This window comes from Panacibacter ginsenosidivorans, from assembly GCF_007971225.1.
GTDB classification, from domain to species: Bacteria; Bacteroidota; Bacteroidia; order Chitinophagales; family Chitinophagaceae; genus Panacibacter; species Panacibacter ginsenosidivorans.
In genome coordinates, this window is record NZ_CP042435.1 from 3,117,064 (window position 1) to 3,134,418 (window position 17,355).

A 17,355-nucleotide genomic window follows, 5' to 3' on the forward strand; every position below is an offset into this window, starting at 1 on the left:
TACTATATGAAAAGTAAATTATTTATAAAGATTTTGGCTGTGGTACTGCTAATTTCAGGGTTATCCTGTACCAAATTAGATGAAGACAAGTACCTGTACGACAGGGTTACGGGAGACCAGTTTGGTCAAACAGATCTTGAAATAAGTTCGGCAGTTGGTGCTGCGTATTCAAATTTGTCAGGAGTTGCTTCTAACAATCATTATCTCACCATGAATGAAGTTACCACAGATGAAGTAGTGGTACCAACCCGTGGCCCGGACTGGGGTGATGGCGGACGTTGGGTGAGATTAAAAAAACATACGTATACTGCTACTGATCCGGATCCGAGTAATGGCTGGAATTTTTGCTATACAGGTATAACCACCTGTAACCGGCTAATAGCTACTTTAACCACTATTAACACTGAGACTTCCTTAGCCTATATTCCCGAACTAAAAGCATTACGCGCTATTTATTATTATTGGTTGCTCGACTGGTACGGAAATGTTCCCTTAAGTATAGATTTTGCAGATACAGACCCGCCAGCCAATGCTTCAAAACAGGAAGTATATAATTTTATCGAATCAGAGCTTACCACTAACGCCCCATTGCTAAAAAAACCAGTATCTATACCGGATATTGCTACTTATGGCCGCGTAAATTATTACACTGCCGAAGCTTGCCTTGCCAAATTATACTTAAATGCAGAGGTGTATACCGGCACGCCGCAATGGGACAAAGCGATTGCAGCTTGTGATGAGATAATCAACTCAGGTATATATAATTTATCTCCTACTTACGTTGAGAATTTTATACAAAACAACCAGAATTCTAAAGAATCTATATGGGCCATTCCTTATGATCATATAAAATTTACAGGATTTAATGTTGGCATGATGACACTAAGTTATCTTAATCAACAAACCTATAATATAAATAACCAGCCCTGGAATGGTTTTGCAACTACGGCGGAGTTTTATAATTCTTATATAGATCCCGTACAAAACCCTGGTCCGCAGGGACAGGTTGTAGGTCTTGATCCAAAAGGCGACAGCATAACAGCTACAGTAGATAAAAGAATGACTGCTAATTTTCTTGTAGGCCCGCAATATTCTTCCACAGGTGTAAGATTACTTGGCAACGCAGAGCCCGATGATCCCGATGGTGCTCCTTTTACCTTTACACCTTACATTAACGAGCTTGAGCCTAACGCATGGCGTCAGTCTGGTGCAAGAATTGGCAAATGGCAGTTTTACCAGGGAATGACACCAGACCTGGATAATGATTTTGCCATCTTCCGTTATTCAGATATTCTCTTAACAAAAGCAGAAGCAACTGCAAGAAAAGAAGGTAATTGGAACGATCCTACTGTTCTGGCTGTCATAAATCAAATAAGAACACAACATGGTGGTGTTTCTCCATTTGCCTCTCTAACCGCGGCTACATTCCTTGCAGAACGTGGCAGAGAAATGTTTTTTGAGGCATGGAGAAGACAGGATATGATTAGGTTTGGAACATACAACAGTGCGTTTGAATTTCATGCTGCAGATCCTGATACGCATGTTAATCTTTTCCCTATTCCATCAGCTCAAATAGATGCGAATAATAATTTAAAGCAAAATCCAGGATACTAATTTTTATTAATATCGAGCAGTTTAAAACAGCAGGCAATTTCTATTGCTTGCTTTCTTTTTAAAATAAAACCTATATATGTATTTAAAAATATTTTTTGTGTGCCGGCTTTTATTTCTTTAATGGCCTTCCGTTGCGTCGCACTCTTGTACGTTCTGGTCGGTAAAGCAGCACGGCTAAAAGTGTTGAAAGGGTTTAAAATAGACATAGTATTTCTGATTTTGCTGAGTTTTATCAGAAGTACAAGTGAGTGACACAACAGGCGATGCCTGAAGTTGTAAAGTTGGCAACAAAAGAATTATGATATTCGAAGCGATACTTAAAACAAGCAACTAATTTTAGTGCATGGCGAGGCGAAAATTTTCTGGTACCTGTTTGCTTTTTCTTAATGAATATGTATGCAGCATTTTTATTTTTTTTGTTGTAATCATTTCGTGCAATACAGATAAAAAACTATCTGCCCTTTTTACATTGCTGGATACAAAACATACCGGCATTGATTTCTCTAATAACGTAACTTATACAGAAGATTTCAATCCTTATACTTTTCGTAATTTTTTTAATGGTGGCGGCGTTGCCATTGGTGATATTAACAATGATGGTCTGCCAGATATTTTTTTTTGCAGCAACCAACACTCAAACAAACTTTATCTAAACAAAGGCAATATGCAGTTTGAAGACATTACCAATAAAGCTGGTGTGGCCTCTGAGAATGTTTGGAATACCGGTGTTACAATGGCCGATGTAAACGGAGATGGTTTGCTGGATATTTACGTGTGTAAATCAGGGGACAGTTCCAGTCACAACAGAAGCAATTCTTTATATATAAATAATGGGAGCCTTCACTTTACTGATGAAGCGCACGAGTATGGCTTAGACAACAAAGGCCTTTCCACGCATGCAGCTTTTTTTGATTATGATAAAGATGGCGATCTGGATTGTTATTTACTGACCAACTCGTTTAAATCTGTAGGCAACTATGATCTTGTAAAAGATCAGCGCAAGATTGTTGATACACTCGGCGGAAATAAGTTATATCGCAACGATGATAATCATTTTGTTGACGTAACACAGCAGGCTGGTATTTACAGCAGCAAGGTAGGATTTGGTTTAGGTGTTACAATTGCTGATATTGATAAAGATGGCTGGCAGGATATCTATGTATCCAATGATTTTTTTGAACGGGATTATCTTTATATAAACAAGCATAACGGCACATTTGAAGAATGCCTTGAAAAATATATTCATGAAATAAGTATGAATGCAATGGGTGCTGATATTGCAGATATTAATAATGATGGCTATCCTGAAATATATGTAACTGATATGTTACCTGAAGACGATGCACGCATTAAGACGAAAACAAATTTTGAGAACTGGGATAAGTATCACTCAAATATTTCAAATGGTTATTATAAACAATTTGTAAGAAATACACTGCAATTGAATAATGGCCCAATGCCTGATTCTAACAAGGTTAATTTTAGTGAGATCGGCCGCTTTGCAAACGTAAGTGCAACAGACTGGAGCTGGGGCGCATTAATAACAGATCTTGACAATGATGGAAAGAAAGATATATTCGTGGCAAATGGCATTTATAAAGACATAACTGACCAGGATTATATTCAGTATACGGCTGCTGCCTACACAGAAATACGCCAGCAAATTTTAGATAAGAAAAATGATGTGATCAAGAAGTTAATTGATTTAATTCCCTCTACTCCAATATCTAATTATGCATACAGTAATAATGGGGACCTGACTTTTACCAACAAGTCAAAGGAATGGGGTTTGTCACAACCTGGTTTCAGCAATGGATCCGCATATGGAGACCTTGACAATGATGGCGATCTTGACCTGGTGGTTAACAATGTAAATATGCCCTGCTTTATTTACAGAAACGAGGCAGTGCAACAACATCCCGAAAACAAATTCCTGCAAATAAAACTCGAAGGTGATGGCAGTAACACATTTGGTATTGGTGCAAAAGTAACTGTGCATTACAATAATACCATGGCTTACCAGGAGCAGATGCCCATGCGTGGCTTTGAATCAACAGTTGATACCAGGCTTACTTTCGGCCTGGGTAAAACAGCAAAGATAGATTCTGTGGCAGTGGTATGGAATGATGGGAAAACAAACATCCTCAAAGATGTAAAACCAAACCAGCTCTTAACTATTAAACAAAAGGATGCGGTTCTGCCTCCCGTCAATCATCAGCCGGCAGCGGATAAAACAATCTTCACTATTGAACATGATCATTACGGCATCGGCTTTACCCATAAAGAAAATGACTTTGTGGATTTTGACCGTGACAGGCTCATCTTCCATATGCTCTCCACGCAAGGACCCAGGATGGCCAAAGGTGATGTGAACAAAGACGGGCTTGATGATATCTATATCTGCGGCGCCAAAGATCAAAGCGGTGTATTATATATTCAAACAAAAGAAGGCAGTTTTAAAAAAAGTAATGAAACGCTGCTTGCAAAAGATGCTGTCAGCGAAGACACAGATGCCTTATTTTTTGATGCAGATGGTGATGGTGATGAAGACCTCTATGTATGCAGCGGGGGTAATGAGTTCTCTCCTAACAGCACAGCCCTGATTGACAGGTTGTACATCAATGATGGCAGGGGCAATTTTACCAAATCTCCACAGGTGCTGCCTTCTTATATTTTTGAAAGCAGCAGTTGTGTAACAGCTGCAGACTATGATGCGGATGGTGACATTGATCTCTTTGTTGGTGTAAGGCTAAAACCTTTCAGTTATGGTTATCCCTGCAAAGGATATATACTGCAGAATAATGGTAAAGGTATTTTCACCGATGTAACAAACACAGCAGCCCCTGAACTCCTGAAAGCAGGTATGGTAACTGATGCCAGGTGGTTTGATTATGATAAAGACAACAAACCGGACCTTGTAATGGCAGGCGAATACATGCCTGTAAAAATATTCCACAATGAAGGCGGTAAATTAAAAGAAGTAACGGCTACACTCAATATGCAAAACACAAATGGCTGGTGGAACAGGATACAAATTGCAGATGTAAACAATGATGGTTACCCCGATATCATTGCCGCTAATCACGGGCTCAACTCAAGGTTCAGGGCAACACAGCAAAAACCCGTATGCATGTATGCAGCAGATTTTGGTAATAATGGTACCATCCAGCAGATTGTAACCTGCTACAACGGTGACAGTGCTTACCCAATGGTATTAAGACATGATCTTGTAGCCGTGTTGCCCGCACTTAAAAAGAAATACCTTAAATACGAAAGCTATAAAAACCAGACTATAGAAGATATATTCTCTAAAGAGCAGTTAGACAGCGCCACAAAACTTGAAGCTTATACAATGCAGAGCACTGTGTTCATAAACAATAAGAATGCATCATTCACTGCAAAACCATTACCCGCATCTGCACAGCTCAGTTGCATGTACGCAATAGCAGCAGCTGATTTTGATAAAGATGGCAACACTGATATACTGATGGGTGGCAATTTTTACGAAAGCAAACCGGAAGCGGGTATTTACGACGCAAGCTATGCCACTGTTTTAAAAGGTGATGGCAAAGGAAACTTTACCTCTCTGACACCTCAACAAAGTGGCATCAGCATCAAAGGCGCAGTGAGGGATATGCAGCTCATTAAAAAAGGAAAAAAAGAATTAATTATTGTAGCAAAAAATAACGATCAGGTACAGGTAGTATCACATTAGTATGAAAGTATTTTTTTTCATAGCTGCATTATCGTTTATCATTTCCTGTAATAATGATGCAAACGATTACGAATCATTAATGGCAAAAGAAGTGTCAAGCGGCAAACGCGCAGATAGCCTTTTTTTTGGCATCTATTTAGGCATGACAAGTAAACAATTTTTTACGCAGTGTTGGCAACTTAATAAGCAAGGTATTTTTACGGATGGTAATAACAATACGGCAGTATTATATAAGCTGAATAAAAATGAATTAAAGTACCCCGCTTCCATGAATTTTTATCCTGAGTTCCGGGAGAACAAAATCTATAAAATGTGGGCCACTTTTCAATACGATGGCTGGGCGCCATGGAACAAGCACATGTACTCAGACAGTTTACTGCCTGAGTTGTTGAAGTTATACAAAACATGGTATAGCAGTGGCAACCCTTTTATCGAAATGCACGATAAGGAGCGTGGCACCATCTATGTAAAGGTAGATGGTAACAGGCGCATCATTATAGGCCGCTACAATGATATGATAGTGAAAGTTGATTACGCAGATTTACTGGTAGACAAACAATGAGAAAATTAAAATGCCAAACAGAGTATACATACAATTACTTAATAAATATTTTTTTTTAGCCCGGCTGCATTCCTGCTATCAGGCTCCTGTTGCGTCGCACTCTTCTGCCGGGTCTAACAATACTCAGCAAAAACAAAACAGCATTTCAATAAAAAATAAAAAACTTGGTGAAAAAGTAATCATGCCGGGGCAGTCATATACATATGTTCATTTTGGTAGCAGAAATGGGCGGATGTCGATGGCTTTATTTATATCATTACTCTTACTAACATCCTGTAATAACAATGCACCGACAGTTACCAATACTTTATTTGAAAAACTAGATGCTTCTTATACGCATATTAATTTCAGTAATGATCTTCAATACGATGCTAAATTCAATATTTATACATACAGAAATTTTTATAATGGGGGTGGCGTGGCAATAGGCGATATTAATAATGACAGTTTACCCGATATTTTTTTTACGGCTAATATGTTGCCTAATAAGCTATACCTAAACAAAGGTAATATGCAGTTCGAGGATATTACAGAAAAAGCAGGCATAGGTAAAATCGGAAAATGGTCAACGGGTGTAAGTATGGCCGATATAAATGGAGATGGTTTTCTTGATATATATGTGTGCAACAGTGGCGATATAAAAGGCGATAACAGGCAGAACGAATTATATATTAATAATGGTAATGGAACTTTTGCTGAGAAGGCACATGAGTATGGTTTAGATGATAAAGGTCTTTCCACGCATGCGGCCTTCTTTGACTATGATCACGATGGGGATCTTGATATGTTTCTGCTCAATAATTCTTTTAAAGCTATTGGTAGTTTTAATCTTCAGCGAAATGAAAGAAATATTCGTGATTCAATTGGTGGTGATAAACTCTTTCGCAATGATGGTCATCATTTCACAGATGTAAGTGCACAAGCTGGCATCTATGGAAGCGTGATAGGTTTTGGTTTGGGTGTTACCGTCGGTGATGTGAACAATGATGGCTGGCAGGATATCTATGTATCCAATGATTTTTTTGAACGGGATTATCTTTATATAAACAAGCATGACGGAACCTTTAAAGAAGACCTCGAAAATGAAATGATGAGTATAAGCAATGCTTCTATGGGTGCAGATATGGCAGACATTAACAACGATGGTAACCCCGATATTTTTGTTACAGAAATGCTTCCTGAAGATGATGCAAGCCTCAAAACGAAAACAACATTCGAAAACTGGGATAAATATCAACTCGATCTCAAGTATGATTATTATCACCAGTTCACAAGAAACATGCTACAGCTAAACAATGGCTCCGCTTATTCTGCCAAAGGAGGACAAAGAGAGGTTAATTTTAGTGAGATCGGCCGCTTTGCAAACGTAAGTGCAACAGACTGGAGCTGGGGCGCATTAATAACAGATCTTGACAATGATGGAAAGAAAGATATTTTTATAGCCAATGGTATCTACCAGGATCTCACGAATGAAGATTATATACAATATGTCTCTAATGAAAATTTTTATAGACAGGTAGTAGAAGGTAAAGCAGATTTCAAGAAGTTAATTGATTTAATTCCCTCTACTCCAATATCTAATTATGCATACAGTAATAATGGGGACCTGACTTTTACCAACAAGTCAAAGGAATGGGGTTTGTCACAACCTGGTTTCAGCAATGGATCCGCATATGGAGACCTTGACAATGATGGCGATCTTGACCTGGTGGTTAACAATGTAAATATGCCCTGCTTTATTTACAGAAACGAGGCAGTGCAACAACATCCCGAAAACAAATTCCTGCAAATAAAACTCGAAGGTGATGGCAGTAACACATTTGGTATTGGTGCAAAAGTAACTGTGCATTACAATAATACCATGGCTTACCAGGAGCAGATGCCCATGCGTGGCTTTGAATCAACAGTTGATACCAGGCTTACTTTCGGCCTGGGTAAAACAGCAAAGATAGATTCTGTGGCAGTGGTATGGAATGATGGGAAAACAAACATCCTCAAAGATGTAAAACCAAACCAGCTCTTAACTATTAAACAAAAGGATGCGGTTCTGCCTCCCGTCAATCATCAGCCGGCAGCGGATAAAACAATCTTCACTATTGAACATGATCATTACGGCATCGGCTTTACCCATAAAGAAAATGACTTTGTGGATTTTGACCGTGACAGGCTCATCTTCCATATGCTCTCCACGCAAGGACCCAGGATGGCCAAAGGTGATGTGAACAAAGACGGGCTTGATGATATCTATATCTGCGGCGCCAAAGATCAAAGCGGTGTATTATATATTCAAACAAAAGAAGGCAGTTTTAAAAAAAGTAATGAAACGCTGCTTGCAAAAGATGCTGTCAGCGAAGACACAGATGCCTTATTTTTTGATGCAGATGGTGATGGTGATGAAGACCTCTATGTATGCAGCGGGGGTAATGAGTTCTCTCCTAACAGCACAGCCCTGATTGACAGGTTGTACATCAATGATGGCAGGGGCAATTTTACCAAATCTCCACAGGTGCTGCCTTCTTATATTTTTGAAAGCAGCAGTTGTGTAACAGCTGCAGACTATGATGCGGATGGTGACATTGATCTCTTTGTTGGTGTAAGGCTAAAACCTTTCAGTTATGGTTATCCCTGCAAAGGATATATACTGCAGAATAATGGTAAAGGTATTTTCACCGATGTAACAAACACAGCAGCCCCTGAACTCCTGAAAGCAGGTATGGTAACTGATGCCAGGTGGTTTGATTATGATAAAGACAACAAACCGGACCTTGTAATGGCAGGCGAATACATGCCTGTAAAAATATTCCACAATGAAGGCGGTAAATTAAAAGAAGTAACGGCTACACTCAATATGCAAAACACAAATGGCTGGTGGAACAGGATACAAATTGCAGATGTAAACAATGATGGTTACCCCGATATCATTGCCGCTAATCACGGGCTCAACTCAAGGTTCAGGGCAACACAGCAAAAACCCGTATGCATGTATGCAGCAGATTTTGGTAATAATGGTACCATCCAGCAGATTGTAACCTGCTACAACGGTGACAGTGCTTACCCAATGGTATTAAGACATGATCTTGTAGCCGTGTTGCCCGCACTTAAAAAGAAATACCTTAAATACGAAAGCTATAAAAACCAGACTATAGAAGATATATTCTCTAAAGAGCAGTTAGACAGCGCCACAAAACTTGAAGCTTATACAATGCAGAGCACTGTGTTCATAAACAATAAGAATGCATCATTCACTGCAAAACCATTACCCGCATCTGCACAGCTCAGTTGCATGTACGCAATAGCAGCAGCTGATTTTGATAAAGATGGCAACACTGATATACTGATGGGTGGCAATTTTTACGAAAGCAAACCGGAAGCGGGTATTTACGACGCAAGCTATGCCACTGTTTTAAAAGGTGATGGCAAAGGAAACTTTACCTCTCTGACACCTCAACAAAGTGGCATCAGCATCAAAGGCGCAGTGAGGGATATGCAGCTCATTAAAAAAGGAAAAAAAGAATTAATTATTGTAGCAAAAAATAATGCACCTGTTGAAATTATAGATGTACAATAATGGTAATTTAATTGCCTCATCTGTTGCCATAAGATTCAGAACCATAAAGTGATTGCGACGCAACAGGCGATGCTATAAAAAACGACTGTTGGTATTATAAAAAATAACATTACTCATTACTAAAACATACAACTATGCCTGGTGATTCATTAAATGTAAACAATAAAGCTGCTGCGCAAAACACGTTCGATGCAATAGTTATAGGCTCGGGCATAAGCGGCGGATGGGCTGCAAAAGAGTTGACTGAAAAAGGTTTGAAAGTATTAATGCTCGAACGCGGGCCAAAATTTGATCATATTACCGACTATAAAACAGCGAGTAAAAATCCATGGGAATTTGAACATCGTGGACGTGCACCATTGCAGTACAAAAAAGATAATCCTGTTATATCAAGAGATTGGGCAATGTATGGAACAGCGGCACAGGAGGCCATCATGGATTATTGGGTAAAGGAAAAAGATTCTCCATATGTGGAGGTAAAACCTTTTGCATGGTGGCGCTCTTATCAAATGGGTGGCCGCTCTATTTTGTGGGGCAGGCAAAGTTACCGTTGGAGCGATCTTGATTTTGAAGCCAACGCCAAAGATGGTATTGCTATTGACTGGCCCATACGCTATAAAGATTTGGAAAAGTGGTATGATCATGTTGAAACCTTTGCAGGCATCAGTGGGAGTAAGGAAGGATTGTCTCATTTACCTGATGGACAATTTCTGCCACCAATGGATTTGAATTGTGCAGAGAAAGATGTTGCAGACAGAATAAAAAATTATTATAAAGGGCAACGCCATATGTTCATTGGCCGCGTTGCAAATCTTACAAAAGAAATTCCTGGCAGAACAAAATGTCAATTCAGAAATCGTTGCTGGGAAGGGTGTCCTTTTGGTGGATATTTCAGCACACAATCATCAACGTTGCCTGCAGCAATGGCAACAGGGAATTTAACTGTGCGGCCATGGAGTATAGTTACCAAACTTATTTACGATAAAGATGCCAAGAAAGCAAAAGGTGTAGAGATATTAGACGCGGAAACAAATAAGACTTATGAGTTTTATTCAAAAGTTGTTTTTGTAAACGCATCTGCATTAAACAGCGCATGGATACTTATGAACACTGCAACAGATATTTGGCCTGATGGCCTGGGCAGTAGCAGCGGAGAGCTTGGTCATAATGTAATGGATCATCATTACATGTTAGGTGCAAGTGGTTTGATAGAAGGCTTTGAAGACAAGTATTATTATGGCAGACGTGCAAATGGGTTTTATATTCCACGTTTTGTAAATATGAACGGCGATAAGCGTGATTTTCTGCGTGGCTATGGTTACCAGGGCAGTGCAAGCCGCGATGGATGGAGCCGCGACATTGCAGAACTCAATGTGGGTGCAGAATTCAAGGAAGCATTAACTGAGCCCGGTGCATGGCATATTGGTGCTACAGGTTTTGGTGAGATACTGCCTTATCATGAAAATAAAATTTATTTAAGCAAAGATGTAAAAGACAAATGGGGCTTGCCTGTGCTTACCATGGATGCCGAGTTGAAAGAAAATGAATTAAAAATGCGCAAAGACATCATCAAAGAACTTACTGCTATGTTTGATGTGGCAGGTATAAAAAATGTTACTACGTGGGATAGTAAAGTTTATGCTGTTGGCCAGGGCATTCACGAAATGGGCACAGCACGCATGGGCCGGGATGAAAAAGCTTCTGTACTCAATGGCAACAACCAGGTTTGGGATGCAAAGAATGTTTTTATAACAGATGGTGCGGCCATGGTCAGCAGCGCATGCCAGAATCCTTCACTCACCTACATGGCGCTTACCGCAAGGGCCGCAGATTTTGCATTCGGGGAATTAAAGAAAGGGAACCTTTAGTGTGGAAATGTGCAGATGTAAAATGAAGAAAAGTATTTTGAACCAGAGGGTTGAATAAATATGAAGCTTTCGTTGCGTCGCACTCTTGTACGCCAAAATGTATTTGCATCAATAATGTTACCATGATTCGCAAAGCTGCTTTACAAGACTTCGATTTTATCTATAGTCTATACATGCATCTGCAGGTAAATCCTTTTCTGTTATATGAAATCATGGATGCAGCATCATTTAAACCAATCTATGATGAGCTTATATCAAAAAGCTTTAAATATATTTTTGAAGAAAGGATAATGCAGTTGGTATGTTTAAACTTATACCATTGGCGCATCGCAATTCTCATATAGCTTATCTCGGCGGCTTAGCCATCGATCCTGCATTTGCAGGTAAAGGTTATGGTTGTGCAATGCTGAATGAAATACTTGCTTATGCAAAACAGCAAAGATTTCTGCGTGTAGAACTAAGTGTTGCTACCATTAATGAAAAAGCTGTTCATCTCTATGAAAAAGCAGGCTTTGTAAAAGAAGGTATATTTAGAAAATTTACACATCTTAAAAGTGAGAACAGGTTTCTTGATGAAGTAATAATGGCATGGCTTGATGCATAAATTTGTTGTAGTTGAAGTGTGCGACGCAACGGAAGTTTCCCCAGGTAATTAGAAAGCCGGGGACAAAAAATTTACTTAAATCAGTTGTAAGAATAAAATCCTTTGCTTGACAGTATGCCGATTGAATAATAACTTGCACAAAAAAAATAGCATGCAATTGAAAAACATTTTTATTCACCATGTGTTCTTCTGGTTAAAAAATCCGGGTAGCAAAGAAGACCTTGCTGCATTGCTAGCCGGCCTTGAAAAATTATCTGCAGTTGAAACTATTCAACAATTTCACATTGGCAAACCAGCTGCAACGAGTCGTGAAGTTATAGATGGCTCTTATTCATTTTCATGGTTCCTGTTATTTAAAAACAAGGCAGACCAGGACAGTTACCAGGTTGATCCTATTCATTTGAATTTTGTGAAGGAGTGTTCGCATCTGTGGCAAAAAGTGGTGGTGTATGATACAATAGATTGCCAGGCAGAGTATAGCAACGATATGCGGCGTTCACTTTTTTAAATGTGCAGAAAAGAAAATTTATTAAAAAGCCATCTTTATACAGAGATGGCTTTTTAATAAAGCAATCACTCAGTTATTGCAACATAATTTTTGTAGTTTTTTTCTGTCCATCAACGAGCATCTCAATATGGTATATACCTTTTGAATATTTTGTAAGATCAACGGTTTTGTTATTAATACCCTGTAATACATTTGATTTCAGGTTCATTAATATTTTACCATTTGCATCATAGATATTGATTACCGCGGTGCCATTTGTTTTAGCAGTTATGGCCAGTTGTACCATTCCTTTTGTTGGATTTGGCGATGCAACAACTGTTGTAATATCTTTTGTAACCAGTGTGGAAGCATCTATTGATTGACTTATAAGATTTGATGGTGCTGTTAGTTTTACTTTAGTAGTAGCGGAACAACCATTTGAATCAGTTACACATATTCTGTATGTACTTCCGGGGCATAGTCCTTTTCTGCAACTGCCTGTATACCCATCGCTCCACGAAATAGAATAAAGCGGATTTCCACCGGCTATATCCAATACCACCGAACCATCACATTTAGTGTCAGAAGATGGTTGTTTTATAATGGGATCTATTGTCAGTGGTGCATCGGGCTGTGTTACAGTAAAAGATGCAGTAGATTTACGCTTTGTTTCATCTTTCACCATTACAGTATAAGTGCCTGCGCTTAATCCATCACGGTTCTGCTCTGTACTTCCATCATTCCATAAATAACTTACTGAACCTTTTGTACCTGTAACAGTCAAGTCTATTCCACCTGTATTGTCACCGAAACAATTTACGTCAGTTACCACACCTATTATCTCGATATTACATTTGAGATCTTTGATGCGAATAATTTTTGCTACTCTGCCTGAAGGCTTTTGCTGTGCAGATGATTTACAGGGAATCAGATAAATTGTAAAAAACATTACAACTATAAGTGATAGAATTCGGTTCATAACTCAACGGATTAAGTGTTTTAAAAAGTTGAAATAAATTTTGACTGAAATAATCTGGTAAATGTTCATAGGTCTATGAGGCAACTCCTACTGGTATATTTCATGTCTCAAATTTCCGAGCGCTTAAAAAAGCCCTTAAATATATAATATTTTAGGCAGTTTTTGTTTTAATTTATTTTCAATTTTTCTCTGTTTCCAGTTATCATAAAAGTACGAGCGAAATAATGATAATAACGGAAGCATATATAAGATGAATAATAAGGCAGGCTTATTTAGGCAATAGAAAAATGAAAGGATAAAAAAATAAAAAAGCCCCGATAAGAATAACGGGGCAATTTTTTCAACCCTAAACCCTTAAAAAACTTATTAAAGTTAACTCAAAAACTGAACCAATTATTTTAATATTTGAAAAAAAGTCTAAAAGTGCGCTTTATTTTTATTTTTTTTAATAATTCGGACAAAATCGGGGTTGTTTAATTTTATTGATTGGAGACATCGAACTTACCCAAGCGAGATAAGAATATAAACGACTATTGCAGTGTTTTAATAATTACGCCCAGTATCGCAGCAATTAATATTATATATGGCTCCTGTATTTTTTTAATATAAATGAGCGTCAAAATAGTGGCAACAGCAATAATACCCGTAGGAATATCAGTTATTGACCGTTTTGCGATCACTATTACTGCACCAACTAACGCACCGATAACAGCAGCTGTAATGCCGTCTACAAATGCCTTAATTGACACATTCTTAGCAATTTTTTTAAAATAAGGTGCGGGAAGAACTGTAAATAAATAACAGGGAAGAAAAGTTGCTAAAGCTGCAACCGATGCGCCTGGAAAGCCAGCGACTAAGTACCCAATAAAACCAACTGTTATCACCACCGGGCCAGGGGTAATCATTGCCACGGCTACTGCATCTACAAATTGATTTTCATCCAGCCAGTGATATTCTTTAACAACGCCACCATGTAAAAAAGGTACAATAGCCAGTCCGCTGCCAAAAACAAAAGCACCTGCTTTTGCAAAAAATATGGCTATCTCAATCAATGTACTACTTTTAAATTCCCAAAAACCAATGCCTGTAAGTAATACACCGGCCGTATTTTTTTGTATCCATTTGGGAGGTGCGTTTACCATCATATAAATAAGACCAGCACCTACAAATAGTAGTATTTCTTCTGTTTGTATTACAATAGTTATTATTGCAGCAAGGATATAAAACAACCATAATAGCCAGCGATCTTTAACAGCTTTCCATTCAAATTTGCTTACCGATTTTGTAGTAAGTTTATAAGAGCTCATGGCAATAATTCCTATTACCGCAGCACCTACCCCATAAAATACAGCCTGCATCCACGGCAACCCGCCAAACAATTTATACGCCATCCCAATAAGCACCACTATAATAAAAGATGGTATCACAAAGGCAAGCCCGGCAAGTGTTGCTCCCAACCAGCCATAATGTACAAAACCAATATACATACCCAACTGGGCAGCTAATGGGCCTGGCGCCAACTGCGCCAATGCAAGCCCTTCTTTATATTCTTCTTCTGATATCCATTTACGATCTTCTACAAGGTCTCTTTGCATATAACCTACAAGTGCCACAGGGCCACCAAAACCTGTCGTGCCTAATTTGAGAAAATATTTGGTAAGCTGTGCTAATGAATAGTCTGGTTTCTTTTGCTGCATTATTTTTTGCTAGTCAGTTTTAGAATATTTATTAAGCTTTTGTTGTGTCACTCACTTCGGCGTTCTTATCTATGCTGAGCAATAAACAAAGCGTACAAGGGAGTGACACAACAAAAGTATAATAGCAGTGTCAAAGCTGGCAACATGAAATAACAGAACAGGCATTTTAAAATTTGAATTGCAGTCTTAACGTGAGCACATTGTCTTTAATATCACTGGTATACCCATCTAATGCAGTAGTTTCATTTTTTATAAATTCGTACCAGGCCACCAGCTTAAGATTCTCATCAAAATAATGTATGTACCCCATTCCAAGTGTATTGTACCTGATATCTCCTGCATGGCTGCCGGATGCAGTACTAACTTCATCGCCGGATAATTTTGTGTTAGGGTCGTACCAGTCGTATTTTATACCCAATTGATTATGGCTATCAAAGGAATGCAGCAGGTAAAAGAAAGCACCATTAAATTGTCTTGCATAATAAGCGTCTGTAGAGAATACTGCAGCAGGTGTTTCAGAAGTAGCGGCGGAAGAAGTTTGTGTACCCCGCCAGTATTCTGCCCGCAATTCTGTAGCCCCACCATTTTTGTATTTCCATTTTAACTGTGCATCAATACCGTAGTATTTTCTTGGTAATTTACGGCCAATATTTGTTTGCGCTGAATCTATGGTAAATTGCTTTTGTCCGTTTTCAGAAGAGAGTGTGTAATAATATTTGTCTCCTTGTATAAGTCCACCATTAAAGTAAGAAAGACCTGCAGATAAGGAAAGGTTTTTTTGCAGAGGATACGGTTTTAAAGTAGCCCGGCTTATAAAATCTTTATAAGAATCATAATCAGCTGTAGCGGTTAAACCCGGGCCATTGAAAACACCAGCATCGAGCTTTACATATTTCAACCAATTGGTGCGTTCCCGAGGTTCAAAAGATACCATGGCACCAAGGTCCCGTTCTACTTTCATTAATGATTGAGACATGCGGCCACGTTCGGGTGATTCACGGTCCCCCGAACCCAGATTCAGCTCATACCCAAATGGTCGCGCAAAAAGACCGGCTGTAAATGAAAATAGTTTGGTATTATTTTCCATGATCCTTCCCCAGAAGTCGCGGGTAAAAAATCCCTTTTCTGAGCCATCAAACTGGAAAACGAATTGCACAGATGGCTTTTTAGTATCGCTGAAATGTATATAATCTATTCGAAGCCTACCTCTTCTCATCATAAAGCGATTATCAACATTTGGGGCAAAATCTCCACCACTATAACTTTTTGCGCCTTTCGTCTGGATTGCCTGAAATTGTGGTTGCATATAGCCACTTATACGTATATGATCATACTTTTTGTAGATTGAAAGTATCCCCTTACCCACATCTTTTGTAGTATCTACCATGTCCATAAGAAACTGCGCTTTAAGGGTTTGCCCTGCGGAGAAAAGAAAAAGAGCAGCGGTAAAAGTCCAGAGTCTTAACAATTTATTCATAAAATAATAATATTGCGAAAAAGTAAAATTGCATTAAAAACCCTATATTAAGAAATTGTTACCAAAACTTGCGATACTTATCCCTTAGGACAAAGGGATATATTTTTGCCAAAATTTTTATATGGCATTTAATCTCCTCAAATTCTTCACGGCTAAAGACAAAGTATTTTATTCACTTTTTGAAGAAATAGCAGATACGGTTGCAAAAATGGGTGTGGTATTGAAACAGCTTGTTTACGAAACGGATGTAGAAAAACGCAATGCCTTGGTTTCGCAGCTGGAAACAATGGAGCATATAAATGATGAACTTACACATAAGGTTTTTACAGAGCTTGGTCGCAATTTTATCACTCCTTTTGATCGTGAGGATATACATTATCTTGCCAGTGCTCTCGATGATATTGCTGATTATATATATAACGCCGCAAAGAAGATCAGGTTTTACCGCGTAAATCCTAATGACCCGGGTATTCAAAAAATGGCTGATTTAATAGAGATGAGTTCAGAACATGTAAAAAGTGCAGTAATGGAATTGCGTAATATGCGCAATATGCGACAGATTACTGATGCCCTGGTAAAAGTGAACAGCATAGAAAATCAGGCAGATGATATTTACGACATGAGCATTGATCGCTTATTCCAATCAGAACCAGATGTAAAAGAAGTGATCAAAAAAAGAGAAATATACCAGGCCCTGGAAAATGCAACAGACAAATGTGAAGATGCAGGAAATGTTATTGAATCAATTATTGTAAAATACGCTTAAACAAAGCTCTCATCTTTA

General features: G+C 38.5%; 10 protein-coding genes and 1 pseudogene. 8 read left to right on the forward strand and 3 right to left on the reverse strand.

Annotation, left to right across the window (positions count from 1 at the left end; all coding sequences use genetic code 11):
* Window positions 1-6: 6 nt before the first annotated feature.
* The 7 genes and pseudogenes from FRZ67_RS13135 to FRZ67_RS13165 all read left to right on the forward strand — a co-directional run bounded on the left by FRZ67_RS13135 (window position 7) and on the right by FRZ67_RS13165 (window position 12,439).
* Entirely contained in the window at window positions 7-1,614 is a 1,608-nt protein-coding gene (locus FRZ67_RS13135; RefSeq protein WP_147190006.1) for a RagB/SusD family nutrient uptake outer membrane protein, read from the forward strand.
* A 343-nt stretch (window positions 1,615-1,957) separates the two neighbouring features.
* Window positions 1,958-5,329 carry a VCBS repeat-containing protein gene (locus FRZ67_RS13140; RefSeq protein WP_147190007.1) on the forward strand — a complete coding sequence of 1,124 codons (3,372 nt, stop codon included), beginning with the start codon at window positions 1,958-1,960 and terminating at the stop codon, window positions 5,327-5,329.
* 1 nt (window position 5,330) lies between these two features.
* On the forward strand, window positions 5,331-5,891 hold the full coding sequence (locus FRZ67_RS13145; protein ID WP_147190008.1) for a hypothetical protein: 561 nt from the start codon (window positions 5,331-5,333) through the stop codon (window positions 5,889-5,891).
* A 238-nt stretch (window positions 5,892-6,129) separates the two neighbouring features.
* A complete protein-coding gene (locus FRZ67_RS13150) occupies window positions 6,130-9,459 on the forward strand; it encodes a VCBS repeat-containing protein (protein WP_225975333.1) in 3,330 nt (1,109 codons plus the stop codon).
* Between the two features lie 134 nt (window positions 9,460-9,593).
* Entirely contained in the window at window positions 9,594-11,327 is a 1,734-nt protein-coding gene (locus tag FRZ67_RS13155; RefSeq protein ID WP_147190010.1) for a GMC oxidoreductase, read from the forward strand.
* A gap of 298 nt (window positions 11,328-11,625) precedes the next feature.
* Window positions 11,626-11,931, forward strand: a pseudogene (locus FRZ67_RS13160) (GNAT family N-acetyltransferase); the annotation flags it as partial.
* Window positions 11,932-12,082: 151 nt separating this feature from the next.
* On the forward strand, window positions 12,083-12,439 hold the full coding sequence (locus tag FRZ67_RS13165) for a Dabb family protein (protein WP_147190012.1): 357 nt from the start codon (window positions 12,083-12,085) through the stop codon (window positions 12,437-12,439).
* Window positions 12,440-12,512: 73 nt separating this feature from the next.
* On the opposite strand, the gene FRZ67_RS13170 is transcribed toward FRZ67_RS13165, so the two are convergent.
* The 3 genes from FRZ67_RS13170 to FRZ67_RS13180 form a co-directional block, all read right to left on the reverse strand.
* Window positions 12,513-13,397 (reverse strand): T9SS type A sorting domain-containing protein, encoded by an 885-nt coding sequence (locus FRZ67_RS13170; RefSeq protein ID WP_147190013.1) that lies wholly within the window; start codon window positions 13,395-13,397, stop codon window positions 12,513-12,515.
* 530 nt (window positions 13,398-13,927) lie between these two features.
* Window positions 13,928-15,094, reverse strand: a complete 1,167-nt coding sequence (locus tag FRZ67_RS13175; RefSeq protein WP_147190014.1) for a chromate transporter — start codon at window positions 15,092-15,094, stop codon at window positions 13,928-13,930.
* Between the two features lie 166 nt (window positions 15,095-15,260).
* A complete protein-coding gene (locus FRZ67_RS13180; protein ID WP_225975334.1) occupies window positions 15,261-16,571 on the reverse strand; it encodes a putative porin in 1,311 nt (436 codons plus the stop codon).
* Between the two features lie 121 nt (window positions 16,572-16,692).
* Here FRZ67_RS13180 and FRZ67_RS13185 point away from each other — a divergent pair, with 121 nt between their 5' ends.
* Complete coding sequence (locus tag FRZ67_RS13185; RefSeq protein ID WP_147190015.1) at window positions 16,693-17,337, forward strand: DUF47 domain-containing protein; 645 nt, start codon at window positions 16,693-16,695, stop codon at window positions 17,335-17,337.
* Window positions 17,338-17,355 lie beyond the last annotated feature (18 nt).